Here is a 21,707-nt window from a genome sequence, read left to right as displayed (position 1 = left end):
TGGCTCCTCGGGTCACTGCGGCGGGTTGCCGTGCTTGCGGGAGGGCAGGTCGGCGTGCTTGGTGTGGAGCATCGCCAGGGACCGGACGAGCACCTCGCGGGTCTCGGCGGGGTCGATGACGTCGTCGACCAGACCGCGCTCGGCCGCGTAGTAGGGGTGCATTAGCTCGGCCTTGTACTCCTTGACCATGCGGGCCCGCATGGCCTCGGGGTCCTCGGCACCGGCGATCTGACGGCGGAAGATGACGCCCGCGGCACCTTCCGCGCCCATGACGGCGATCTCGTTGGTCGGCCAGGCGTAGGTGAGGTCGGCGCCGATGGACTGCGAGTCCATGACGATGTAAGCACCTCCGTACGCCTTGCGCAGGATGAGCGAGATCCGTGGCACGGTCGCGTTGCAGTACGCGTAGAGCAGCTTGGCGCCGTGGCGGATGATGCCGCCGTGCTCCTGGTCGACGCCGGGCAGGAAGCCGGGTACGTCCAGAAGGGTGACGATCGGGATGTTGAAGGCGTCGCACATCTGGACGAAGCGGGCCGCCTTCTCGGAGGCCTCGATGTCCAGGACGCCGGCCAGGGCCTGCGGCTGGTTCGCGACGATGCCCACGACCTGGCCGTCGAGGCGGGCCAGCGCGCAGATGATGTTGCGGGCCCAGCGCTCGTGGACCTCCAGGTACTCGCCGTCGTCGACGATCTCCTCGATGACCTTGGTCATGTCGTACGGACGGTTGCCGTCCGCCGGGACCAGGTCGAGCAGCACGTCCGAGCGGCGGTCCACCGGGTCCGAGGAATCGTGGCGCGGCGGGTTCTCCCGGTTGTTCTGCGGGAGGAGGGAGAGGAGGTAGCGGACCTCGCCCAGGCACGTCTCCTCGTCGTCGTAGGCGAAGTGGGCGACGCCGCTGGTCTCGGCGTGCACGTCCGCGCCGCCCAGGCCGTTCTGGGTGATCTCCTCGCCGGTGACGGCCTTGACGACGTCCGGGCCGGTGATGAACATCTGCGAGGTGTCGCGGACCATGAAGACGAAGTCGGTGAGGGCGGGGCTGTAGGCCGCGCCGCCCGCGCACGGGCCGAGCATCACGCTGATCTGCGGGATGACACCGGACGCCCGGGTGTTGCGCTGGAAGATGCCGCCGTACCCGGCGAGCGCGGAGACGCCCTCCTGGATGCGGGCCCCGGCACCGTCGTTGAGGGAGACCAGCGGAGCACCGGCCGCGATGGCCATGTCCATGATCTTGTGGATCTTCGTGGCGTGGGCCTCGCCCAGCGCGCCGCCGAAGATGCGGAAGTCGTGGGCGTAGACGAAGACCGTGCGGCCCTCCACCGTGCCCCAGCCGGTGACGACGCCGTCCGTGTACGGCTTCTTCTCCTCCAGCCCGAAACCCGTCGCCCGGTGCCGGCGCAGCTGCTCGACCTCGCGGAAGGAGTCGGGGTCCAGGAGCAGCTCGATGCGCTCACGGGCCGTCAGCTTGCCCTTGGCGTGCTGCGCCGCCGTAGCCTTCTCGCTCGGTCCGGCCAGCGCCTGCGCACGGATCTCGTGCAGTTCGGCCACTCGCCCACGCGCGTCCGTCGGCTCACCCGGCGCCTCATCCAAAACGGTCATGTAGCGACTCTACGAAGCCGACCGGCGAATGCGGGCCGTCGACTCCGTACAGTCTCCGACGTGTTTTCCTGGTAGCACCGAACAGAACCCCTGCGCCATGCAGCCGTTTCGACTGCTCAGAGGGCCTCTGCCTTGTAGGGGTCACACAAAGCCGTCAGCTGAGAGCCACCTCACATTCATGGGTGGTACATACCACCCCTGGAGTGACGCGGAGGCGCAGACGGCGGCCGGTGGCCAGGATCTCGACCGTCTCGTCGGACCGCACCACGGCCCGTACCGGGTGGTCCCAGACGATCTCCAGGGGCTCCCCGGAGCGCGGCGGTTCGCTCACGCAGAGGGTAGCGGTACGGCCCCGGCGGCGGACCAGCACACTCGCCCCGGCCGTCGCGGTGAGCGGGCCCACCGTGCCGGCCCGCCAGAAGTTCGCCGCGGTGAGGCCGAGTGAGGGGACGGCGACCGCCTGCTGCCGGTCGTCGTTGCCGAGGACCCGCACCCTGCGGCGGTCGGCGGCGCGGCGGGCGACCGCGCCCCTGGAGGCGCCGGGCATGAGGACGTAGACGTAGCCGGCGTCGAGGGGGTCGGTGCCGTGGTCCAGCCAGAGGGTCTGCCAGCGCCGGGTGCGGCGCTCGGTGGTGCTGGTGGTGTTGATGTCGGACCAGGCGCCGGTGCGGTCCTCGCGCAGGGTCCGCAGGCCGCCCCCGGGCACGATCCAGCCGCCGTGGCCCTCCAGATGGGCCCAGTCCCGGCCCCGCACGAGGGCCTGGGTGCCGCCCTCGCCGAGGTTCCGGTTGTCGACGACCGTCTCGACCGGGACCCCGTCCGTACAGGTGATGCCGGCACCGAGGCAGACCACCTCGTCGTCGAGGAAGAACCAGGACTTGCGGGCCTCCAGGGTCGAGCCGAGGCCCTTGAGGTGCTGGCCCACGGCCGCGTACTCGCCGTCGGTGGTGCCGCCGACCCAGCGCACGCCGGGCTTGGGGGCGCCCCACTCGCCGCCCGCCCGGTCGGCCAGGCGCTTGGTGGAGACGGTGGTGCCGGGCAGCCGGTACCAGTCGACGGTGGGCCAGAACCAGTCTGTGTACTGACCAGACCGATCGGCCCGGCCGGATTCCGGCCCGTTCGCCCACCAGCTGAGCATGCCCGCGCCGGTGTGCCAGCCGCGCGGGTTCTCGCCGTTGCCGCACTCGTAGTACGAGATGCGGTCGCTCGCCATCGCGAGGCCCGCGGTGAAGGCGGGGCGGCGGTGGACGGCGCGGTCCATGGCGGCGAAGAGCCGGTGCCCGGTGGGTTCGGGCGCGGCCTCGACGGGGCCGGCGGCGATCGCGTGCAGCCGGGCCAGGTCGGCGACGGGGAACTGGGGGGCCGTGAGGACGGGCGTGACGGTGTCCCGTTCGATCCAGCCCTTGATCCGCGCGTGCCAGCGGTCTCGCTCGGTCCCGCCCGCGCCGCCCGCGAGGACGGCCATGGCGGCGATGATCTGCTGGCCGTGGAAATGGTCGCTGCGCATCACGTGCAGGTCGTCGCCGGCCAGATAACCCCGGCTGATGGCACGGCCGTTGACGGCGTCCATCACCAGTCCGTCGTGGATGAGGGGGGCGTAGGCGTGCTCGACGCTGTCGAGGACGATCTGCTTTCCGGGGTCGGTCACCTCCCACTCCGAGCCCGCGAGCAGGGTGAAGAGCCGGCCGAGGCCGTCCAGCATGACCTGGCCGTACGTGCCCGAGTAGGCGACCCAGGTGTGTTGCACGAACGAGCCGTCGGCGTAGAGACCGTCGCCCTTGGTGACGTAGGGGAAGACCGGTGAGAGGGCGTCGCGTGCCAGGGCGACCTTGTCGGGCGCGCGGCCCAGGATGCCGCGCAGGGCGACGGAGCGGCAGAGGTCGACGCGGTTGGCGCCGGTGGAGGTGCCGGAGTAGTCGCGGAGCATCGCGTCGGGGATGAAGTGGTCCACGGCCGCGCAGGCGGCGGCGACCCGGTCGGCGCCCAGGTGGTCGTACAGCGCGGCCGTGATGTCCGTCAGGAGGCGCGGGCTGCCGATCTGCCACTCCCACCAGTTGCCGTAGCGGGTGGTGCCCGGGTTGTAGACGGTGGCCGACAGGTGGTCGAGGCCGCGCAGGATGTCGGCGAGGAGCGCGGGGTCGCCGGTGGAGCCGGTGCCCTGCTGCACGTACGCCTCGGTCATCGTCCACAGGCGGCCGTAGGCGAACGTGATGCCGGCGGGCGGGTCGAAGGGGTGGCCGGGCCACAGGGAGGTGGGCGTCGGCGCCATGGTGGTGCGGTGGTCGCGGGCGCGTTCGCCGGTCTCCGCGAGGCGGGACGCGTACGGCTCGGCGGCCGGGTCGTAGCCGGTGCCGAGGGCGATGTCGAGCCAGCGTCGCCGGAGGGTGTCGTAGGGGTCCGCGGCGGCGGGCGTTGTGCCGAGAGCGGGGGGCAGCGCGGCGGCCGCGGCGGCCGTCAGGAGGAGGGAGCGTCGGGTCGGTCCGGCGCCGGTCCGGGGGACGTGCGGCCACGTGGAGGTCATGCTCATGACCCTTCCCCGGTGTCCGCGGCGCTACGTGCCGCACGGCCGTCCGGGTGAATCTGCCACGCCACGCCGCGCAGATCCGTTGAATGCTCAATGGAATAGGTCTACAGTCGTCACCGTTGGATTGGTTGAACATTCAACATCGAGCGTCCAGACCCCCGGAGGACATCATGACCAGCACCCCCGACCTCGCCACCCTGACCGGCGAGTACACGATCGACCCCGCCCACACCACGATCGGCTTCACCGCGCGCCACGCGATGGTTACCAACGTCAAGGGCAAGTTTCTCGACTTCAGCGGCACGCTACACCTGGACGGCGGCGACCCGAGCCGCTCCACGGCGTCCCTGGACGTCACGATGGACAGCATCGACACGGGGTCCCCGGACCGCGACGGCCACCTGAAGAGCTCGGACTTCTTCAAGACGGACGAGTTCCCGACGATGACCTTCCGCTCCACCGGCGCGGAGTCCCTCGGCGGCGACGACTACCGCATCACCGGCGACCTCACGGTCCTCGGCACCACCAAGCCGCTCTCCATCGACCTGGAGTTCAACGGCGCGGCCAAGGACCCCTTCGGCAACGAGCGGGTCGGCTTCGAGGGCAAGGCCGAGATCAAGCGCTCGGAGTGGGGGCTCACCTGGAACGCGGCCCTGGAGACGGGTGGCGTCCTGGTCTCCGACAAGATCAAGCTGAACTTCGACATCTCGGCGATCAAGCAGGGCTGAGGTCCACGTCCGCGGCGGCCCGGAGGCGGACACGCCGACCGGGCCAGCCGATCGTCCGGTAGATCGCGTTGTACTGGGCGACGGAACGGTCCGCCGGCATCAGATCCTCGTCCTCGGGGCCCCGGACCGACGTGGTGTGCCCGTCGGCGACGACGACCAGGTCGTACCCCCGGCTCAGGGCCTGTCGCGCCGTGGTGTCCACGCAGATCTCGGTGGCGAACCCGGTCACGATCACCTCGGTGACGCCGAGTTCCTTCAGAAGTGCGTCGAGGCCGGTGTCCAGGAAGCTGTCCGGCGTGGTCTTGTCGACGACCGGCTCCCCCTCCCGCGGCGCCAGCTCGGGCACGACCTGCCAGCCCTCGGTGCCGAGGACCATGCCCTCGTCCCGCTGCCGGACCGTCACCACCGGCACCCCGGCGGCGCGGGCGCGTTCACTCAGCCCCGCGATCGCGGCGACCGTCTCGGCACCCCGGTGCGCCATGGCGACCGTGGCGTTCTGCATGTCGATCACGAGGAGTGCGCTGCGGGTCGGCATGGGCTCACCGTAGCGACGCGCGGTCTCAGGCCGCCTCCGCATTTCCCAGCAGCTCCCGCACCCGGTCGAGGGCATGGCCGAACGGGTCGGGGAAGACCCCCACGCCGTGTGCGACCAGCGCGCCCTCGTGCAGCAGCATCAGTGTGCGCGCCAGCCGGTCCGCCCCGGCCGCGTCGATCTCCCGTGCGAGGCCGGTGAAGAGGTCGAGCATCCACCGCTTCTGCCCGGTGATGACCGGATGTGCCGGATGGGACGGGTCGCTGATCTCGGCATGCGCGTTGATCATGCTGCACCCCTTGGCGCCGTACTCCCCCGCCCAGGCGCGCGACGCCTCGAAGACCGCCAGGACCCGTACGTCCGCCCCCTGCCCCGCGACCGCTTCTAGGCGGCCCGCGAGGAGTTCCCGCCAGCGCTCGTCACGACCGGCGAGGTACTCCACGACGATCTGCTCCTTCGAGCCGAACCGGTCGTAGAGCGTCTTCTTGGTGACCCCCGCCTCGGCGGCGATGAGGTCGACGCCCACGGCGTGGATGCCGCGCTCGTAGAACAACCGCTCGGCCGCCGCCAGGACGCGTCGCGCACCGGGTGTCATGCGGACGCGGTGCGGCTTCTGAACAGGCTTCTGAACAGGCTCCATGACGAGAATTATACGGATCTGTATAGTGGGCACTCAAGACGAGTAAACCGATCTGTCTACTCAGCGGGATGGGAAGGTGGGTTCCTCGTGAACGCCCTGCTCTCGGTCGCGTTCGTCCTGTGCTGGAGCTCCGGTTTCATCGGTGCCAAGCTCGGCGCCGGGACCGCGGACCCGACGACGCTCCTGATGTGGCGCTTCGTGCCCCTCGCCCTGGTCCTGATCGCCGTCGCGGCCGTCTCACGCCGGGCGTGGCGCGGGCTGACGCCCCGGGAGGCCGGCCGGCAGGTCGCGATCGGCGCCCTGTCGCAGAGCGGCTACCTGCTCAGCGTCTACTACGCCATCCAGCTCGGCGTCTCCAGCGGCACCACCGCCCTGATCGACGGCGTGCAGCCGCTGGTCGCCGGCGCGCTCGCCGGTCCCCTGCTGCGGCAGTACGTCTCACGCCGGCAGTGGCTCGGACTCTGGCTGGGGCTGGCCGGCGTCGCCACGGTCACGACGGCCGACGCCGCCGCGGCCGGTGCGGACGTGCCGTGGTGGGCATACTTCGTCCCCTTCCTCGGGATGCTGTCGCTGGTGGCGGCCACCTTCCTGGAGGGCCGTTCGAGGGCCGCGGTCGCACCCCGGGCCGCGCTGACGATCCACTGCGTGACCAGCGCCGTCCTCTTCTCGGGCCTGGCCTTCGGTACCGGGGCCGCCGCACCGCCCGCGGACTCGTCCTTCTGGCTGGCGACGGCCTGGCTCGTGGTGCTGCCGACGTTCGGCGGCTACGGGCTGTACTGGCTGATCATGCGCCGGTCCGGTGTCACCGAGGTGAACACCCTGATGTTCCTCATGGCCCCGGTCACCGCCGTGTGGGGCGCCCTGATGTTCGGCGAGCACTTCGGGCCGCAGACGGCCGTGGGGCTCGCGGTCGGCCTCGCCGCGGTGGTCGTCGTGCGGCGCGGGGCGAAGCCCTCGCGGACGGCGCGGGTGGAACGGGTCGGGGAGTCCGACGCGACGCGTCGGGACGCGGGCCGCGCAACCGTGCGGGTGCCCTCCCGATGACCACGGTCAGCCGCTCAGAAACCGCCGCCGAAATCGCCGCCGCCGAACCCGCCGCCTCCGCCGAAGTCGCCGCCGCCGAACCCGCCTCCGAAGTCACCGGAGTCGAAGTCGCCACCGGAGACGTCGCCGCCCTCGTGGCCGCCGAAGTCGCCGTAGCCCTCGCCGTAACCGGCGCCGTAGGCCGGGCCGGCCATCACGCTGCCGAGCAGGGTGCCGACCAGCAGGCCGGGCAGGATGCCGGCGCCGAAGTAGCCGCCCGCCCAGGGGCCGTACGCCGGGCCCGCGTCCCAGTAGGGGCGGCGGCCCTGGTCGGTGTCCACCTCGCGGACCATCGGGTCCAGGCCGTCGGACAACCGGGCCCGGTCGGCCGCGCAGACCGGCACCTCGCGGGTGGCACCGCCCGGCGGGGTCCAGGTGGCGTCGGCGACGGACGGGCCGTGGCGGGGATCGAAGAAGCAGGGCGGCCGGCGGTCGGGCAGCGGCCGTCCCTCACGGCGGGCGGCGAGCCGCGCGAGCGAGAAGCGGCCGTCCTCCAGCGACTGGGTGACCGCCCGCACGTCCTCCGGTCTGCGGGCGTTGCCCATGAACGTCTTGGCCTGCTCGTACGCGTCGAGGCCGTGTTCGTAGTCCGCGCGCATCGCGTCGTCGGCGCCCGGTTCCCCGGGGTGGAAGTCCAGGCGGTCCAGTTCCTCGCCGTAGGCGGTGATGTCCTCGTCCACCACTACGCGCAGCTTCTCCAGAGCCGCCCGCTGCTCCTCCTCGCGGCGCAGCCGGTTGCGCCTGGCGATCGCGTAGGCGCCCGCGCCGCCGGCCGCGACGACCGCGCCCGCGGTGATCAGGGCGCCGGTCGGCACGCCGGCGTTGCCGGAGTCCCAGGAGGAGGGGGCCGAGCCGCGCACGCTGCGCAGCGCGTCGTCGACGAAGTCGTTGAGCTGGGCCTTGGTGTCGCCCGCACCCTGCGCCGCGGTGACCAGGTTGTTCACGCCCTGGCGGCTCAGCACGCTGCTGTCGGCGCGGGCATCGAACTCGTCGCCGAGGCGGATGCCGTACAGACCGGTGATGCCGGTCTCGGTGCGCAGGTTCTGGAAGAGGTTGTCCGTCGGGTAACCGGCCGGGAGGACCGCCACGAAGACCGGTTCGCCCGCGTCCTCGATCTTGTCGGCGAGCGCGTCCGCGTCCGCGTCGGAGAGCAGGTCGGAGGCGGCCGGGTCGACGTACACCGGACTCTCGCGCAGGGCCGCCCCGATCTCGGAGACGTCGGTGGCGGCCTGCGCGCCGGGCGCACCGGCCATCAGCACCGCCAGCGCGGCGATGACCGGCGCGATCAGGAGGCGTATGAGGACTTGAGCGCGGGCGTCCTTCATACCTACGAAAGTACCCGAACACATCTCAATCAGACATAAGTGCGGGTGGGAGATTCACCGCGGGAGGCCGGGTCACTCCGCGGGCGTCACTCCCGCCCGCAGCAGCCCGTACGTGTACGCGTCCTCCAGTGCCTGCCACGAGGCCGCGATGACGTTCTCCGCGACACCCACCGTGGCCCACTCCCCCGTGCCGTCGCTGGTGGAGATGAGGACCCTGGTCGTGGACTGGGTGCCGTGCACGCCCTCCAGGATGCGGACCTTGTAGTCGACCAGGTCCAGCTTGGCCAGCTCCGGGTAGAGCTTCTCCAGCGCCACGCGCAGGGACCGGTCCAGGGCGTTGACCGGGCCGTTGCCCTCGGCGGTGGCGACGATGCGCTCGCCCTTGGCCCAGAGCTTGACCGTGGCCTCGTTGGCGTGGCTGCCGTCGGGGCGGTCCTCGGTGATCGCCCGCCAGGACTCGACCTCGAAGTACTTGAGCGGCCTGCCCTCGGCCTCGGCGCGCAGCAGCAGTTCGAAGCTGGCGTCGGCGGCCTCGTAGGTGTAGCCGGCCAGCTCGCGCTCCTTGACCCGCTCGACGACCCGGCCGACCAGTTCGCGGTCGCCGCCGAGGTCGACGCCGAGTTCCTTGCCCTTCAGCTCGATGGAGGCGCGGCCGGCCATGTCGGAGACCAGCATCCGCATGGTGTTGCCGACCAGCTCGGGGTCGATGTGCTGGTAGAGGTCGGGATCGACCTTGATCGCGGAGGCGTGCAGGCCGGCCTTGTGCGCGAAGGCGGAGACGCCTACGTAGGGCTGGTGGGTGGAGGGGGTGAGGTTCACGACCTCGGCGATGGCGTGCGAGATCCGGGTCATCTCGCGCAGCCGGCCCTCGGGCAGCACCTGCTTGCCGTACTTCAGCTCCAGCGCGGCCACCACCGGGAAGAGGTTGGCGTTGCCGACGCGCTCGCCGTAGCCGTTGGCCGTGCACTGGACGTGGGTCGCGCCCGCGTCGACGGCGGCCAGGGTGTTGGCGACGGCGCAGCCGGTGTCGTCCTGGGCGTGGATGCCGAGCCGGGCGCCGGTGTCGGCCAGCACCGTGGAGACCACGGCCTGGATCTGCGCCGGGAGCATGCCGCCGTTGGTGTCGCAGAGGATGACGACGTCGGCGCCCGCCTCGGAGGCGGTGCGGACGACCGCCTTCGCGTACTCGGGGTTGGCGCGGTAGCCGTCGAAGAAGTGCTCGCAGTCGACGAAGACCCGGCGGCCCTGGGCCTTCAGGTGGGAGACCGTGTCGGCCACCATCGCCAGGTTCTCGTCCAGCGTGGTGCGCAGGGCCAGTTCCACGTGCCGGTCGTGGGACTTGGCGACCAGGGTGATCACCTGGGCGCCGGACTCCAGGAGCGCCCTGACCTGGTGGTCCTCGGCGGCGGTCGCGCCCGGACGGCGGGTGGCGCCGAAGGCGACCAACTGGGCGTGCCTGAAGTCGATCTCCTGCTGGGCGCGGGCGAAGAACTCGGTGTCGCGCGGGTTGGCGCCGGGCCAGCCGCCCTCGATGAAGCCCACACCGAAGTCGTCCAGGTGCCGTGCGATGGCCAGCTTGTCCGCGACCGTGAGGTTGATGCCCTCGCGCTGCGCGCCGTCGCGCAGGGTGGTGTCGAAGACGTGGAACGAATCGTCGAGTTCGCTGGTTGCGGTCATGATCTGAAGGCTCCTGTATGGGATCTCGGTCTACCGGAATGACCGGTTCCACCGTCCGTCTATGATCCCTCGCGCTCTCTTCCCGGCTTGGGGTGGGCCAGGAAAACGAAAAACCCCTCGCGGGTGCGAGAGGTCTGCGCGCGGGTCGAGGACGACGGTGTCCGCCCGTACCTGGTCGTACGTGGCGGTCACTGCGGACCGGCGCGCCTGCTGCCAATAATCATGGCGAACGAGAGCACGGGGGAAGTCTGGCACATTCCGTCCACCCGCTCACCGGGTGTCTCAGGATGCGAGCGGTGCCCTGGTCAGACGTCCGTGAAGAGGCAGTCCGCCAGGAATTCCCGCGCGTGGGCGAGGACCTGCGCCCGGTCTGTCCCGCGCAGGCCGATCGCCACGTGGATGGCGAGGCCGTCGAGGAGGGCGCGCAGCCGGGCGGCGAACCGGTCGGGGTCGACGGGGCGGAACTCGCCGCGCGAGACGCCCTCGGCGAGCAGGGCGACCAGGTCGCGGTGCCAAGCGCCCTCGATCGCGGCCTGCCGGTCGCGGGCGTCGGACTCGTCGGCGGCGCCCTGCGAGCGGTTCCACACCTCGAGCCACAGCGTCCAGTGCGGGTCGCGGTGGCCGTCGGGGACGTAGAGGTCGACGTACTCCTGGAGGCGTTCGCGGGCGGTGCCGGGCCGGGTGAGCAGCCGCCCGCGCTCGACGCCCAGGCGGCCCTCGCTCCACTCCAGGGTGCGCAGCAGCAGTTCGTCCTTGGAGCGGAAGTAGTAGAGGAGGTGCCCGCTGCTCATGCCGACCTCACGGCCGAGCGCCGCCATGGTCAGCTTCTCCAGGCCGCGCTCGGCGATCATCTCCATGGCGGCGGCGAGCACGTCCTCGCGCGGCGGCGCCTGTCTGCGCCCACCACCGGCCATGTCCTTCTCCTAGACCCTCGGCTGCTGCTGCGTGATGCAGTGGATGCCCCCGCCCCCCGCGAAGATCGTACGCGCGTCCACCAGGGTCACCGTCCGCCGCGGGTGCAGGCGGCGGAAGATGCCGGCCGCGATCTCGTCGCGCGGGTCGTCGAAGGCGCACAGGACGACGCCGCCGTTGCACAGGTAGTGGTTGATGTAGGAGTAGTCGGCCCAGTGGCCGTCGGCCTCCAGGACGGTCGGGGCGGGCACCTCGACGACCTCCAGGCGACGGCCCCGGGCGTCGGTGGCGGCGCGCAGGACGCCGATGGCCTCCTTGGTCACCTCGTGGTCGGGGTGGGCAGGGTCGGGCTGGTGGTGGGCGACGACGACGCCCGGCGCGGCGAAGGCGGCGACGATGTCGACGTGGCCGAGGGTGCCGAAGCCGTTCGGCGGGTAGTCGCCGCTGAGGCCGCGAGGCAGCCAGATCGCCTTGCTGGTGCCGAGGTGCGCGTGCACCTCGGCCTCGACCCGCTCCTTGGTCCAGCCGGGGTTGCGTTCGGGCCCGAGCTGCACGGTCTCGGTGAGCAGCACGGTGCCCTCGCCGTCGACGTGGATGCCGCCGCCCTCGTTGACGAGCGGAGAGGTGTAGGTCCGGGCGCCCGCGAGGTCGGCGACGTGCGCGCCGATCTTCGCGTCGTGCTCCCAGCGGGCCCACTCCTGGGCGCCCCAGCCGTTGAAGGTCCAGTCGACGGCCGCGAGCCCGTCGGGGCCGGTGAGGAAGGTGGGGCCGATGTCCCGCATCCAGGCGTCGTCCAGCTCCCGCTCGACGGTGTCGATGCCCTCGCCCAGCAGCGCGCGGGCCTCGGCGGACCGGCCCGGGCCGCACACCACGGTCACCGGTTCGAAGCGGCGCACGGCGCGGGCGACACCGGCCCAGGCGATGTGCGCGGCGGCCAGGTCCCCGGGGTCCTCGAAGGTGGGGTTGGGGCCCGGCCAGGCCATCCAGGTGCGTTCGTGCGGGGCCCACTCGGCGGGCATGCGGAAGCCGTCGGCGGCAGGGGTCATGGCGGGCACCTTCACAGGAAGTAGAGGCGGTTGAGGGATACGGACTCGGCGGGTTCGGAGCGCAGCGGGTCGCCGTCCAGGGTGACCAGGCCGGTGCGCCGGTCGACGTCGACCTGTCCGGTACGGGAGTTCAGGCGCAGGTCGGCCGGGCCGATGCCGCGGGTGCCGCGTACGGCGACCCGACGGCGGCGGGTGGGCATCGTGTCGTGCCCCTGGTCCACGGCGGCCTGCGCGACGAAGGCGACGGAGATCTCGGCGGGCGTGGCGCCGTGCGCGCCGAACTGCGGCCCCAGGACGAGGGGTTCGCAGGTGTCGGTGGCAGCGTTCGGGTCGCCGACCACGCCGTACGCCGGGAAGCCCGCCTTGAGGACGAGCTGCGGCTTGGCGCCGAAGTACTCCGGGCGCCACAGCACGATGTCGGCGAGCTTGCCGGTCTCGATGGAGCCGACCTCGTGGGCGAGGCCGTGGGCGATGGCGGGGTTGATGGTCAGCTTCGCCATGTAGCGCAGCACGCGCTCGTTGTCGTTGTCGTCGTCGGGGGCGCCGAACTCGGCCTTCATCTTGCCGGCCATCGCGAAGGTGCGGCGGACCGTCTCGCCGGCCCGGCCCATGCCCTGGGCGTCGGAGGAGGTGATGCCGATGGCGCCCAGGTCGTGCAGCACGTCCTCGGCGCCCATGGTCCCCTCACGGATGCGGTCGCGGGCCATGGCGGCGTCGCCGGGCAGCTCGGTCTTGAGGTCGTGGACGGAGACGATCATGCCGTAGTGCTCGGCCACCGCGTCCCGGCCGAACGGCAGGGTGGGGTTGGTGGAGGAGCCGATGACGTTGGGGACGCCGGCCATCTTCAGCACGTTGGGAACGTGTCCGCCGCCGCAGCCCTCGATGTGGAACGCGTGGATGGTGCGGCCCTCCAGGACGCGGAGGGTGTCCTCCACCGACAGGCACTCGTTGAGGCCGTCGCTGTGCAGGGCGACCTGGACGTCGTGCTCCTCGGCGACGCGCAGTGCGGTGTCGAGGGCGCGGGTGTGGGCGCCCATGTCCTCGTGCACCTTGAAGCCGGACGCGCCGCCCTCGGCCAGTGCCTCGACCAGCGGTGCCTCGTGGGACGACGAACCCCGGCCCAGGAACCCGATGTTGACCGGCCAGGCGTCGAAGGCGGAGAACGCGTGCTTCAGCGCCCAGGGCGAGTTGACGCCGACGCCCCAGACCGGCCCGAACTCCTGGCCGATGATCGTCGTCACGCCGGAGGCGAGCGAGGCCTCCATGATCCGCGGGGAGAGCAGGTGGACATGGGTGTCGACGGCTCCGGCGGTGGCGATCAGGCCCTCGCCGGAGACGATGGACGTGCCGGTGCCGACGACCACGTCGACGCCGTCGAGGGTGTCCGGGTTCCCGGCCCGGCCGATGGCGTGGATGCGGCCCTCGCGGATGCCGATCGACACCTTGCGGATGCCCTGCACGGCGTCGATCACCACGACGTTGCTGATGACGACGTCGCAGGTCTCGCGCACCGCGGCGGCCTTGAGGTGCAGCCCGTCGCGCGCGGTCTTGCCGAACCCGGCGAGGAACTCGTCGCCCTGGAGCTGGGCGTCGGACTCGACGCGGATCACCAGCCCCGAGTCGCCGAGCCGCAGCCGGTCGCCCGCACGGGGGCCGTGGGTGGCGGCGTAGGCGTAGGGGTCGATGTGGATCGACTCGCTGATCTCGCGTCCCTTGGAGCGGCTCATCGCACGCCTCCTTCCGGTGATCCGTCATGTACGGGGGGCACGCCCAGGTATCCGCAGGCAGCCGCCCGCCGCAGCGCCTCCTCCTTGGCGCCCGGCGCGTCCAGCGGCCCGTCGACCAGCCCGGCGAACCCGATCGCGACCCGCCGCCCGCCGATGGGCACCAGGCCGACCTCGGCGCTCTCGCCCGGTCCGAAGCGGACCGAGGAGCCGGCGGGGACGGCGAGGCGCATGCCGTAGGCCCGCTCGCGGTCGAAGTCCAGGCGCGGGTTGGCCTCGAAGAAGTGGAAGTGGGAGGTCACGGAGACCGGCACGGTCGCGGTGTTGGTGACCGGCAGCCGGAGCGCCGCCTCGGGTTCGGCGTGGTCGGGCCCCGGCAGCAGGGCCCCCGGGCCGGCCGGGCCCAGTCCCCCGCCGCCGATCGGGTCGGAGACCACCGCGAGCCGGGAGCCGTCGTCGAAGACGGCCTCCACATGGACCTCGGTGACGACGTCCGCGACGCCGGGCAGCACGTCGTCCGGGCCGAGCACGGACCGGGCCCGCTCGATCGCCTCGGCGAGACGGGCACCGTCGCGAGCGGCCTCGCACACGGTGTCCGCGATCAGCGCGGTCGCCTCCGGCACGTTCAGCCGCAGCCCGCGGTTCCGGCGGGACCGGGCCAGCTCGGCCGCCCCGAAGAGCAGCAGCCGGTCACGTTCCGTGGGGGTCAGTCTCACGACGCGGCACCTCCTTGCCATCCAGACTTTAGAACACCACTCTAAGCAGAGCTTCCCCTGAACGGAACCATTGACGGGCGGCACACACAGAGGTCACATTGAACGTCGCTCTAAACCATCAGGCGGCCGTCGAAGGAGACCAGCCATGCCGATCGAACAGCGCGGAGTCGACACCATCCCGGAGGAGGAACGCACCAGCGGGCCCAGGGATCTGGTCTCGATCCTGCTGGGCTCCAACCTCTGCCTCGGCGTGATCGTCTTCGGCTGGCTGCCGCCGTCCTTCGGCCTGGGCTGGTGGGCGTCGGTCGGCGCGGTGGTGGCGGGCACGGTCGCCGGCACGCTGTTCACGGCACCGCTCGCGCTGGTCTCGCTGCGCACCGGCACCAACCTGTCCACGTCGTCCGGCGCCCAGTTCGGCGTGCGCGGGCGGCTGGTGGGTTCGGTGGTCGGGCTGCTGCTGGCCCTCGGCTACACCGCGCTGACCGTGTGGATCGGCGGGGACGTGATGATGGGCGTGCTCGGCCGGCTCTTCGGACTCCCGCAGGGCGGGGCCGCGTACGCCGTCGTCTACGGCCTGCTCGCCGCGGCGACGGTCGCGGGCGCGGTCTACGGCTACCGGGTGCTGCTCGCCATGTCCAAGGTGCTGGCCTACGGCATGACGGCCCTGCTGGTCCTGGGCGTGATCGCCTACGCCCCCGACTTCACCACCGCCGCGCTCCCCGAGGCCGGCGGCTACCTGCTGGGCGGCTTCTGGCCGACCTGGCTGCTCGCCGCCGTGGCCGCGGGACTGTCCGGGCCGATCGCCTTCATCACGCTGCTCGGCGACTACACCCGCTACATCTCACCGGCCCGCTTCTCCTCGCGCCGGGTGCTGCACGCGACCTGGCTCGGGCTGATGCTGGGGCTGCTCGTGCCGCAGCTCTTCGGCACCTTCACGGCGTACGCCGCCCGCGCCGCGCTCGACTACGCGGGGCCGCTGGTCGACGCCGCGCCCACCTGGTACCTGGTCCCGCTGCTGCTCGCCGCCTCGGCCGGGTCGGTGGGCAACGCGGGTCTGATGCTCTACTCGATGGGCCTGGACCTGGACGCCATCCTGCCGCGCGCCTCCCGCGCCCGCGCCACCTGTGCCGTCGCCGTGGTCGCGACGGCCTGCGTCTTCGCCGGGCACTACGCGTGGGACGCGCAGTCGGCGATGACGTCGTTCGTGCTGCTGCTCACGGCGATCGGCACGCCGTGGGCGGTCATCACGATGATCGGCTCGGTCCGCTGCGGCGGGGTGTACGACGCCGACGCACTCCAGGTCTTCAACCGCCGCGCGCGGGGCGGGATCTACTGGTACCGCTCCGGCTGGAACGTCCCCGCGACGGTCGCCTGGGCGGTGGGCGCGACGGTCGGCGTCCTGGCCGTGTCCCTGCCGTCGTACGAGGGCCCCCTGCTGTCCCTGACCGGCGGCGTGGACTGCAGCTTCCTGCTGTCGGGCCTGGTGGGAGGGGTGGTGTACGTGATCGCGGTGCCGGGTGCCGTCGCGCCCGCGGCGAGCGGGACGGAGCTGGCGACGGCCGCCTCCTCGCCGACCGAGTCGGGTGGCGGGCGGGCATAGGCCCCGGGAGGCCGGGCGTCCGGGGGCGGAGCCCCCGGCAGGGCCCGCCCCCACGCGGGGTGCCTCAGGCCAGCCGGTGCATCCAGCCGTGCTTGTCCTCGGCCTTGCCCCGCTGGATGTCCAGCAGCGCCGTACGCAGCCGCTGCGTCACCTCGCCCGGCTCGCCGCCGCTCTGCTGCCACTGAGCCCCGGCCCGCTTCACCGTGCCGACCGGCGTGATCACCGCGGCGGTCCCGCAGGCGAAGACCTCGGTGAGGGTGCCGTTCTCCGAGTCGCGCTGCCACTGCTCGACCGAGACGCGGCCCTCCTCCGCCTCGTAGCCGAGGTCGCGGGCGACGGTGAGCAGGGAGTCGCGGGTGACGCCCTCCAGGATGGAACCGGTGAGGGACGGCGTGACGATCTTGTCGCCGTAGACGAAGTACAGGTTCATGCCGCCCAGTTCCTCGACCCACTGGTGCTCGACCGCGTCGAGGTAGCAGACCTGGTCGCAGCCCTTGGCCGCCGCCTCGGCCTGCGCGAGCAGCGACGCCGCGTAGTTGCCGCCGGTCTTGGCGTCGCCCATGCCGCCGGGGACGGCGCGCACGCGGTCCTCGGAGACCCAGATGGAGACCGGCTTCACGCCGCCGGGGAAGTAGGCGCCGGCCGGGGAGGCGATGACCAGGAAGAGGTACTCGCCGGCCGGCTTGACGCCCAGGCCGACCTCGGTCGCGATCATGAAGGGGCGCAGGTAGAGGGACTCCTCGCCGCCGTGCGCCGGGACCCAGTCCTGGTCCTGGCGGACCAGCGCGTCGCACGCCTCGATGAAGGTCTCCACCGGCAGCTCGGGCATGCCGAGGCGGCGCGAGGACGCCTGGAAGCGGCGGCCGTTCTTCTCCGGGCGGAAGGTGGCGACGCTCCCGTCGGGCCGGCGGTAGGCCTTCAGGCCCTCGAAGATCTCCTGCGCGTAGTGCAGGACCATGGTGGCCGGGTCGAGGGAGAGCGGGGCGTACGGGACGAGCTGTCCGTCGTGCCAGCCGCGGCCCTCGGTCCACTTGATCGTCACCATGTGGTCGGTGAAGTGGCGGCCGAACCCGGGGTTGGCCAGAATCGCCTGCCGCTCCGCGTCGGAGAGCGGGTTGGCGGAGGGCTTGAGCTCGATCGTGGGCGTCGTCATGGGTTGTTGTCCTTCACCGGTTTGATTGTGACGGGCCGCTGTCACGCCCGTACGGCCGGTGGCCGGTGCTAGGACGTCCGAGCATTCCCTCATGTCGCGGCTTCGCGTTCGATTATCGCGCGCGGCCGGTGACGGATGAAAACGGGGTGAATGCGGCCCAGGGTCTGATGGTCGCACCTGGCGGACGCAGGAGAAAGCCGCCGGGTGCCTTGTATCTCGGACCCGGCGGCGTCGAAAGGTTGGTTTTCGAGTGGGCCGGATCAGCCGGCTACTCGGGCGGCGAGCGCGTCGCCGATCTCTGAGGTGCTCCGTGCGGGCAGGTCGCCGCGCTCGCCGAGGTCGGTGGAGACGGCCTCCTCGATGCGGGCCGCCTCGCCCTCGTACCCGAGGTGGCGCAGGAGCAGGGCGACGGACAGGACCGTGGCGGTCGGGTCGGCCTTGCCCTGGCCGGCGATGTCGGGCGCGGAGCCGTGGACCGGCTCGAACATCGAGGGGAAGTCGCCGGACGGGTTGATGTTCCCGCTGGCGGCGACGCCGATGCCGCCGGAGACGGCCGCGGCGAGGTCGGTGATGATGTCGCCGAAGAGGTTGTCGGTGACGATGACGTCGAAGCGCTCGGGCTGGGTGACCAGGAAGATCGTGGCGGCGTCGACGTGGATGTAGTCGGTGGTGACCTCGGGGTACTCGGCGGCGACCCGGTTGAAGACGTCCGTCCACAGGTGGCCCGCGAAGGTCAGCACGTTGTTCTTGTGGACCAGCGTGAGCTTCTTGCGGGGGCGGGCCTGGGCGCGGGCGAAGGCGTCGCGGACGACGCGCTCGACGCCGTAGGCCGTGTTGACGGAGACCTCGGTGGCGACCTCGTACTCGGTGCCCTTGCGAATGGTGCCGCCGTTGCCGGTGTACGGGCCTTCGGTGCCCTCGCGGACGACGACGAAGTCGATCTCCGGCTGGCCGGCGAGCGGGGTGGCGACACCCGGCAGCAGCTTGGACGGCCGCAGGTTGACGTGGTGGTCGAAGGCGAAGCGGAGCTTGAGCAGGAAGCCGCGCTCCAGGACGCCGGACGGCACCGTCGGGTCGCCGATGGCGCCGAGCAGGATGGCGTCGTGGCCCTTGAGGGCGTCGAGGTCGGCGTCGGTGAGGGTCTCACCGGTGGCGTGGTAGCGCCGGGCGCCGAAGTCGAACTCCTTGGTCTCCAGCTTCACATCCTGCGGAAGGACGGCGGAGAGCACCTTCAGGCCTTCGGCCACGACCTCCTGGCCGATGCCGTCACCCGGGATCACTGCGAGATTGAGGCTGCGAGAACTTGCCGACATGTGCGGCACCCTACTCCTCGTCCCACGGGATGACATGAGGCGTCCGGCATACGGACGCCTCGCTGCCCGTGGCTCAGTGCCCGCTGGACCCGCCGTTGTCCCGGCGGTCGAGGGCGCGCTGGAGAGCGGCCGCGGCGTTCTTGCGGTCGGAGTCGGCGTTGCGGGAGAGGTGGCGGACTCGGCGGCGGACGGTCGTCTCGGCCATGGGAATCGACTCCTTCTGCACTAAGGGGAGCGCGGAGAGCGAGCGGTACGGAGAGACGCCGGAAGGGGCGGGGAGCGCGGTGCCGCAGGGGTTGCCTGCGCGGGGCCCGGCTCACGACCGCCATCCGCTCGATCGAGCGGTACGTTCGGCTCCTACAAAGCTAAGGGAGTGCGGAGCGTCTGTCTCCACAATTACTCGGACTTCCTACTATCTGAGACGGTGCCTTCGGTCACACGCCCCCGAACTGCGAAAACGCCCGGGGGGCCAGGTCGGTCGACCTGGCCCCCCGGGCGTCACTCACAGGGCGTCAGCCCATGTGCGGGTACGTGTAGTCGGTCGGCGCGACCAGCGTCTCCTTGATGGCGCGGGTCAGCGTCCAGCGCATCAGGTTCTGCGGGGCGCCGGCCTTGTCGTTGGTGCCGGAGGCACGGCCGCCGCCGAACGGCTGCTGGCCGACCACGGCGCCGGTCGACTTGTCGTTGATGTAGAAGTTGCCCGCGGCGTAGCGCAGCTTCTCCATCGTGTACGCCGCCGCCGCACGGTCGTTGGAGACGACGGAGCCGGTGAGGGCGTAGTCGGAGACGGACTCCATCTGGGTGAGCATCTCGTCGTACGCGCCGTCCACGCTGTCGTCGTAGACGTGCACGGCGAGGAACGGGCCGAAGTACTCGGTGCGGAAGACCTCGTTCTCCGGGTCGGTGCACTCGACGACCGTCGGGCGGACGAAGTAGCCGACCGAGTCGTCGTAGGAGCCGCCCGCGACGATCGTGCAGGTCTCGTCCTCCTTGGCCCGGTCGATGGCGGCCTTGTTCTTGGCGAAGGACCGCGCGTCGATGACGGCGCCGACGAAGTTCGACAGGTCGGTGACGTCACCCATGGTGAGGTAGTCGACCTCGGCGGCGAACTCCTCCTTGAAACCGGAGTTCCAGATGGACGCCGGGAGGTACGCGCGGGAGGTGGCGCTGCACTTCTGGCCCTGGTACTCGAAGGCACCGCGGGTCAGGGCGGTCTTGAGGACGGCGCGGTCGGCGCTCGGGTGGGCGACGAGGAAGTCCTTGCCGCCGGTCTCGCCGACCAGGCGCGGGTAGGTGCGGTACTTCTCGATGTTGTTGCCGACCGTCTTCCACAGGTGCTGGAAGGTCTTGGTCGAGCCGGTGAAGTGGATGCCCGCGAGGTCCCGGTGCTCCAGGGCGACCTCGGAGACCGCGATGCCGTCGCCGGTGACGAGGTTGATGACGCCCTTGGGCAGCCCGGCCTCCTCGAGGAGCTGCATCAGCAGCACGGCGGCGTGGGTCTGCGTCGGGGACGGCTTCCAGACCACCACGTTGCCCATGAGGGCCGGGGCGGTGGGCAGGTTGGCCGCGATCGCGCTGAAGTTGAACGGCGTGATCGCGTAGACGAAGCCCTCCAGCGGGCGGTGGTCCATGCGGTTCCACACGCCCTGGGAGTTGGCCGGGGGCTGCTCGGCCAGGATGTTGCGGGCGTAGTGGACGTTGAAGCGCCAGAAGTCGATCAGCTCGCAGGGGCTGTCGATCTCGGCCTGCTGGGCCGTCTTGGACTGGCCGAGCATCGTGGAGGCGGCGATGGTCTCGCGCCACGGGCCGGACAGCAGCTCGGCGGCGCGCAGGATGATCGCCGCGCGGTCGTCGAAGGACATCGCGCGCCACGCGGGGGCCGCGGCCAGGGCGGCGTCGATCGCGTCCTGGGCGTCCTGCTGGGTGGCGTTGGCGTAGGTGCCCAGGCGGGACTTGTGGTTGTGCGGCTGCACGACGTCGAAGCGCTCACCGCCGCCCATCCGCTTGACGCCGCCGATGGTGCAGGGCAGGTCGACCGGATTGTCGGCCAGCTCCTTGAGCTTGACCTCCAGACGGGCACGCTCGGGCGAGCCGGGGGCGTAGCCGTGCACCGGCTCGTTGACGGGGGTGGGGACCTGGGTCACAGCGTCCATGGTTTCCGTTACTCCTTACTGAGCGGTCTTGCGAGCGGGTGCGGGCTCAGCCCTTGCTGACCATCGAGCGGGCGAAGAACCGGAGGTTCGCCGGCTTCTCCGCCAGTCGGCGCATGAAGTAGCCGTACCAGTCGGTGCCGTAGGCGGTGTAGACGCGCATGCGGTGGCCCTCGGCGGCCAGCCGCAGGTGCTCGTCGCCGCGGATGCCGTACAGCATCTGGAACTCGTACTCGTCGAGCTTGCGCCCGGCGGTGCGGGCCAGCTCCTGGGCGATGGAGATCAGGCGCGGGTCGTGCGACCCGATCATCGGGTAGCCCTCGCCCTCCATCAGGGTGCGCAGGATGCGGACGTACGCCTTGTCGATCTCGTGGCGCTGCTGGTACGCGACCTCTGCGGGCTCCTTGTAGGCGCCCTTCACCAACCGTACGCGAGAGCCGCCGTCGGCGAGGCGGCGCGCGTCGGCCTCGGTGCGGAAGAGGTACGCCTGGATGACGCAGCCGGTCTGCGGGACGTCCTTCCGCAGCTCGTCGTGGATGGCGAACATCGAGTCGAGGGTGGTGTGGTCCTCGGCGTCGAGGGTGACGGTGGTGCCGATCTCGGCGGCGGCCTCGACGACCGGGCGGACGTTCTTCAGGGCCAGCTCGTGGCCGCCGTCCAGCGCCTGGCCGAACATCGACAGCTTCACCGACATCTCGGCGCGGGTGCCGAGGTCCAGCGGCTTCAGCCGGTCGATCAGCTCCAGGTAGGCGTCGCGGGCGGCCTCGGCCTGCTCGGGGGTCGTGATGTCCTCGCCGACGACGTCCATCGTCAGTTCCAGGCCCTGGTCCGTGAGGTCACGGATGATCGGCACGATCTCGTCGACCGTCTCGCCGGGGATGAACCGGTCGACGACCGGCTTGGTCACGGGCGCGGCCGACACCAGCCGGCGCATCCGGTCGCTGCGCGACGCGGCGAGAATCACGGGACCCAGCACGGGGCACCTCCA

The 21,707-nt window shown here is 71.5% G+C and carries 18 protein-coding genes; 3 read left to right on the top strand and 15 right to left on the bottom strand.

Annotated elements, in window-relative coordinates:
• Positions 1–12 precede the first annotated feature (12 nt).
• Positions 13–1,596, bottom strand: a complete 1,584-nt coding sequence (locus tag ACGF3J_RS08515) for an acyl-CoA carboxylase subunit beta (RefSeq protein ID WP_386932012.1) — start codon at positions 1,594–1,596, stop codon at positions 13–15.
• Between the two features lie 154 nt (positions 1,597–1,750).
• The gene (locus tag ACGF3J_RS08510; protein WP_393853683.1) at positions 1,751–4,117 is read right to left on the bottom strand and encodes a polysaccharide lyase 8 family protein; all 2,367 of its coding nucleotides are present in this window, start codon (positions 4,115–4,117) and stop codon (positions 1,751–1,753) included.
• 173 nt (positions 4,118–4,290) lie between these two features.
• Between ACGF3J_RS08510 and ACGF3J_RS08505 the strand changes: the two genes are divergently transcribed.
• Positions 4,291–4,848, top strand: a complete 558-nt coding sequence (locus tag ACGF3J_RS08505; protein ID WP_161327653.1) for a YceI family protein — start codon at positions 4,291–4,293, stop codon at positions 4,846–4,848.
• Here ACGF3J_RS08505 and ACGF3J_RS08500 read toward each other — a convergent pair.
• Both ACGF3J_RS08500 and ACGF3J_RS08495 read right to left on the bottom strand, forming a co-directional pair.
• Positions 4,835–5,383, bottom strand: a complete 549-nt coding sequence (locus ACGF3J_RS08500; protein ID WP_393853682.1) for a cysteine hydrolase family protein — start codon at positions 5,381–5,383, stop codon at positions 4,835–4,837. The genes ACGF3J_RS08505 and ACGF3J_RS08500 overlap by 14 nt on opposite strands.
• Positions 5,384–5,408: 25 nt before the next feature.
• Positions 5,409–6,020 carry a TetR/AcrR family transcriptional regulator gene (locus tag ACGF3J_RS08495; RefSeq protein ID WP_393853681.1) on the bottom strand — a complete coding sequence of 204 codons (612 nt, stop codon included), beginning with the start codon at positions 6,018–6,020 and terminating at the stop codon, positions 5,409–5,411.
• A gap of 87 nt (positions 6,021–6,107) precedes the next feature.
• Here ACGF3J_RS08495 and ACGF3J_RS08490 point away from each other — a divergent pair, with 87 nt between their 5' ends.
• Positions 6,108–7,064 carry a DMT family transporter gene (locus ACGF3J_RS08490; RefSeq protein WP_346346018.1) on the top strand — a complete coding sequence of 319 codons (957 nt, stop codon included), beginning with the start codon at positions 6,108–6,110 and terminating at the stop codon, positions 7,062–7,064.
• Positions 7,065–7,078: 14 nt separating this feature from the next.
• Here ACGF3J_RS08490 and ACGF3J_RS08485 read toward each other — a convergent pair whose 3' ends face one another.
• From ACGF3J_RS08485 to ureA, 6 genes are all read right to left on the bottom strand, one after another.
• Complete coding sequence (locus tag ACGF3J_RS08485) at positions 7,079–8,428, bottom strand: hypothetical protein (protein ID WP_393853680.1); 1,350 nt, start codon at positions 8,426–8,428, stop codon at positions 7,079–7,081.
• Between the two features lie 72 nt (positions 8,429–8,500).
• Positions 8,501–10,105 carry a citramalate synthase gene (gene cimA, locus ACGF3J_RS08480; protein ID WP_161331218.1) on the bottom strand — a complete coding sequence of 535 codons (1,605 nt, stop codon included), beginning with the start codon at positions 10,103–10,105 and terminating at the stop codon, positions 8,501–8,503.
• Positions 10,106–10,410: 305 nt separating this feature from the next.
• A complete protein-coding gene (locus tag ACGF3J_RS08475; protein WP_161331217.1) occupies positions 10,411–11,019 on the bottom strand; it encodes a TetR/AcrR family transcriptional regulator in 609 nt (202 codons plus the stop codon).
• 9 nt (positions 11,020–11,028) lie between these two features.
• Positions 11,029–12,063 (bottom strand): agmatine/peptidylarginine deiminase, encoded by a 1,035-nt coding sequence (locus ACGF3J_RS08470; protein WP_393853679.1) that lies wholly within the window; start codon positions 12,061–12,063, stop codon positions 11,029–11,031.
• A gap of 11 nt (positions 12,064–12,074) precedes the next feature.
• Positions 12,075–13,790, bottom strand: coding sequence for an urease subunit alpha (locus ACGF3J_RS08465; RefSeq protein ID WP_161331215.1), 1,716 nt, complete (start codon positions 13,788–13,790; stop codon positions 12,075–12,077).
• The gene (gene ureA / locus ACGF3J_RS08460; protein WP_393853678.1) at positions 13,787–14,503 is read right to left on the bottom strand and encodes an urease subunit gamma; all 717 of its coding nucleotides are present in this window, start codon (positions 14,501–14,503) and stop codon (positions 13,787–13,789) included. Before ureA ends, ACGF3J_RS08465 begins: the two co-directional genes overlap by 4 nt.
• 145 nt (positions 14,504–14,648) lie before the next feature.
• Here ureA and ACGF3J_RS08455 point away from each other — a divergent pair, with 145 nt between their 5' ends.
• Positions 14,649–16,103 carry a cytosine permease gene (locus ACGF3J_RS08455; RefSeq protein ID WP_393853677.1) on the top strand — a complete coding sequence of 485 codons (1,455 nt, stop codon included), beginning with the start codon at positions 14,649–14,651 and terminating at the stop codon, positions 16,101–16,103.
• 64 nt (positions 16,104–16,167) lie between these two features.
• On the opposite strand, the gene ACGF3J_RS08450 is transcribed toward ACGF3J_RS08455, so the two are convergent.
• The 5 genes from ACGF3J_RS08450 to ACGF3J_RS08430 all read right to left on the bottom strand — a co-directional run bounded on the left by ACGF3J_RS08450 (position 16,168) and on the right by ACGF3J_RS08430 (position 21,695).
• The gene (locus tag ACGF3J_RS08450) at positions 16,168–17,256 is read right to left on the bottom strand and encodes a branched-chain amino acid aminotransferase (RefSeq protein WP_161331212.1); all 1,089 of its coding nucleotides are present in this window, start codon (positions 17,254–17,256) and stop codon (positions 16,168–16,170) included.
• 260 nt (positions 17,257–17,516) lie between these two features.
• Positions 17,517–18,569: a 3-isopropylmalate dehydrogenase gene (locus tag ACGF3J_RS08445; RefSeq protein WP_393853676.1), complete on the bottom strand. Its 1,053-nt coding sequence runs from the start codon at positions 18,567–18,569 to the stop codon at positions 17,517–17,519.
• Between the two features lie 73 nt (positions 18,570–18,642).
• Entirely contained in the window at positions 18,643–18,774 is a 132-nt protein-coding gene (locus tag ACGF3J_RS08440) for a hypothetical protein (protein WP_393853675.1), read from the bottom strand.
• 307 nt (positions 18,775–19,081) lie between these two features.
• Positions 19,082–20,722, bottom strand: a complete 1,641-nt coding sequence (gene pruA / locus ACGF3J_RS08435) for an L-glutamate gamma-semialdehyde dehydrogenase (protein WP_393853674.1) — start codon at positions 20,720–20,722, stop codon at positions 19,082–19,084.
• A gap of 46 nt (positions 20,723–20,768) precedes the next feature.
• On the bottom strand, positions 20,769–21,695 hold the full coding sequence (locus tag ACGF3J_RS08430) for a proline dehydrogenase family protein (protein WP_161331209.1): 927 nt from the start codon (positions 21,693–21,695) through the stop codon (positions 20,769–20,771).
• Positions 21,696–21,707 lie beyond the last annotated feature (12 nt).

Source organism: Streptomyces sp. NPDC048171 (assembly GCF_043202655.1).
Classification (GTDB): domain Bacteria; phylum Actinomycetota; class Actinomycetes; order Streptomycetales; family Streptomycetaceae; genus Streptomyces.
The sequence above is the reverse complement of the archived record's forward strand: the minus strand, read 5'-3'. Positions and strand labels throughout refer to the sequence as shown.

What these genes read in the sequence shown, in the direction of transcription:
- ACGF3J_RS08515 (WP_386932012.1), bottom strand. Translation starts at nt 1,596, where the DNA reads ATGACCGTTTTGGATGAGGCGCCGGGTGAGCCGACGGACGCGCGTGGG.
- ACGF3J_RS08510 (WP_393853683.1), bottom strand. Translation starts at nt 4,117, where the DNA reads ATGACCTCCACGTGGCCGCACGTCCCCCGGACCGGCGCCGGACCGACC.
- ACGF3J_RS08505 (WP_161327653.1), top strand. Translation starts at nt 4,291, where the DNA reads ATGACCAGCACCCCCGACCTCGCCACCCTGACCGGCGAGTACACGATC.
- ACGF3J_RS08500 (WP_393853682.1), bottom strand. Translation starts at nt 5,383, where the DNA reads ATGCCGACCCGCAGCGCACTCCTCGTGATCGACATGCAGAACGCCACG.
- ACGF3J_RS08495 (WP_393853681.1), bottom strand. Translation starts at nt 6,020, where the DNA reads ATGGAGCCTGTTCAGAAGCCTGTTCAGAAGCCGCACCGCGTCCGCATG.
- ACGF3J_RS08485 (WP_393853680.1), bottom strand. Translation starts at nt 8,428, where the DNA reads ATGAAGGACGCCCGCGCTCAAGTCCTCATACGCCTCCTGATCGCGCCG.
- cimA (WP_161331218.1), bottom strand. Translation starts at nt 10,105, where the DNA reads ATGACCGCAACCAGCGAACTCGACGATTCGTTCCACGTCTTCGACACC.
- ACGF3J_RS08475 (WP_161331217.1), bottom strand. Translation starts at nt 11,019, where the DNA reads ATGGCCGGTGGTGGGCGCAGACAGGCGCCGCCGCGCGAGGACGTGCTC.
- ACGF3J_RS08470 (WP_393853679.1), bottom strand. Translation starts at nt 12,063, where the DNA reads ATGACCCCTGCCGCCGACGGCTTCCGCATGCCCGCCGAGTGGGCCCCG.
- ACGF3J_RS08465 (WP_161331215.1), bottom strand. Translation starts at nt 13,790, where the DNA reads ATGAGCCGCTCCAAGGGACGCGAGATCAGCGAGTCGATCCACATCGAC.
- ACGF3J_RS08455 (WP_393853677.1), top strand. Translation starts at nt 14,649, where the DNA reads ATGCCGATCGAACAGCGCGGAGTCGACACCATCCCGGAGGAGGAACGC.
- ACGF3J_RS08450 (WP_161331212.1), bottom strand. Translation starts at nt 17,256, where the DNA reads ATGACGACGCCCACGATCGAGCTCAAGCCCTCCGCCAACCCGCTCTCC.
- ACGF3J_RS08445 (WP_393853676.1), bottom strand. Translation starts at nt 18,569, where the DNA reads ATGTCGGCAAGTTCTCGCAGCCTCAATCTCGCAGTGATCCCGGGTGAC.
- ACGF3J_RS08440 (WP_393853675.1), bottom strand. Translation starts at nt 18,774, where the DNA reads ATGGCCGAGACGACCGTCCGCCGCCGAGTCCGCCACCTCTCCCGCAAC.
- pruA (WP_393853674.1), bottom strand. Translation starts at nt 20,722, where the DNA reads ATGGACGCTGTGACCCAGGTCCCCACCCCCGTCAACGAGCCGGTGCAC.